This is a genomic window from Corallococcus sp. AB030 (assembly GCF_003668965.1).
GTDB lineage: Bacteria > Myxococcota > Myxococcia > Myxococcales > Myxococcaceae > Corallococcus > Corallococcus exiguus.
Genome location: NZ_RAWQ01000432.1, coordinates 1 through 1,711, shown reverse-complemented (window position 1 = coordinate 1,711; position 1,711 = coordinate 1). Strand labels below are relative to the sequence as shown.

General features: G+C 67.0%; 1 protein-coding gene. It reads left to right on the top strand.

The window, feature by feature from the left end; all coding sequences use genetic code 11:
- Positions 1-100 precede the first annotated feature (100 nt).
- Positions 101-1,687, top strand: coding sequence for an IS1182 family transposase (locus D7Y15_RS43385; protein WP_121756210.1), 1,587 nt, complete (start codon positions 101-103; stop codon positions 1,685-1,687).
- The last annotated feature ends 24 nt before the right edge of the window (positions 1,688-1,711 follow it).

The following is a 1,711-nucleotide window of genomic DNA, read 5'->3' as shown; positions in this document are numbered from 1 at the left end:
CTAGAGCGCCGATCAGGTTACGGCGAGGGAGCAGGCAGGCGATAGGGGATCGACGCGGGCTGGGGTCGCGTGCATAGGTCGCCACCTTCGGAGGTGGCTCATGGAACGCTGGAAGCCGACTGTGGAGCAGAGCGCACGGGAGCAGCGCCTGCTGAAGCTCGCGGGGAAGAGCAGGAAGCTCTTCGTCTTCCTGCGCGAGCATCGGCACGAGTTGTTCGACGAGGCCTTTCAGGACGAGCTCGAAGCGATGTACCGACAGACGGGCCAGGGGCAAACGCCGCAGTCGCCCGCGATGATGTGCATGGCGCTGCTGGTGCAGGCCTACACGCAGACCTCGGACGCCGAAGCCGTGTGCCTCTCGGGCACCGACAGCCGGTGGCGAATGGTATTGGACCGACTCGGTGCGGACGAGGACGAGCCCGCCTTCTCCCAGGGCGGGCTGCAGCAATTCCGGGAACGACTCATCGCGACCGAGATGGACCGCCGGCTGCTGGAGCGCACCGTCGAGGTGGCGAAGCGGACGAAGGGGTTTGATTCGAAGAAGACGCCGAAGACGCTGCGAGTGGGAGTCGATAGCCGCCCTTTAGAAGGGGCCGGGCGGGTTGAGGACACCCTCAACCTGCTCGGCCACGCAGGTCGCAAGGTCGCCGAGGGCATGGCGCTCGTGCTCGGCACCGATGTCGAGGAGGTGTGCCAGCAGGCCAATGCGCCGTTGCTGAAGGCCAGCAGCATCAAGGCCGGCCTCGACCTCGACTGGAGCGCGCCCGACGCGAAGGTCGACGCACTCAATCGCCTGTGCCGACAGCTTGACCGCCTCATGGCCTGGGTGGCGAAGCAGTCGAAGTCGTGCGTCACCGCTCCGCTGACTCGCTACATCGAAGCGCTCGCGCAGGTGAAGGCGCAGGACCTCGAGCCGCACCACGAGGGTGGCGTGCAGATTCGACAGGGCGTGGCCGCCGACAGGCGCATCTCCATTGAAGACCCGGACATGCGTCACGGGCGTAAGAGCAAGAGCAAGCGCTTCAATGGCTACAAGCAGCACGTCGGCACCGACCTCGACACCGACCTCGTGGTGGCCTGCGCCGTGACGCCAGCCAACCGCCCCGAAGAGGAGGCTACGGGCGCACTGCAGGAAGACATGGCCCACCAGGAACTCTTCCCCGATGTCCTCCTCATCGACAGAGCGTACCTCAACAGCACCATGGCCGAAGACGTGCTGGAGAGCGGCGGCGACGTCGTCTGCCGGCCGTGGCGAGGAGCCAGCGCGATGCCCGGACTCTTCGGCAAGCGCGACTTCAAAGTGAACATCCGCGACGGCACCCTCACGTGCCCTGCTGGCGAGGTGGAGCCCTTCGAGCCCGGCGCCGTCGTGCACTTCGACCCGGAAGCCTGCGGGCCGTGCAAGCTGCGCTCGAGTTGTACCCAGGCCGCGTCCGGGAAGGGGCGCAGCGTCACGATGGGTGACGACGAGCGGCTCCAGCAGCGTCTTCGCTTACGTCTCCAGTCGCGCGCGGGCCGCGCACAACTCCGCGAGCGTGTCGGCGTCGAGCATTGCCTGGCACATCTCGCCAACCGCCAGGGCCCGAAGGCCCGTTATCGCGGCACGCGCCGCAACCTCTTTGACCTCAGGCGACTCGCGGTCGTCCAAAACCTCGAGGTCGCCGCGCGCTATCAGCTCGCGGCGTGACCTAACCTGTTCGGCGCTCTAGGC

Bases quoted from the DNA above. Each gene is read 5' to 3' on its own strand.
- D7Y15_RS43385 (WP_121756210.1), top strand. From the start codon at position 101: ATGGAACGCTGGAAGCCGACTGTGGAGCAGAGCGCACGGGAGCAGCGC.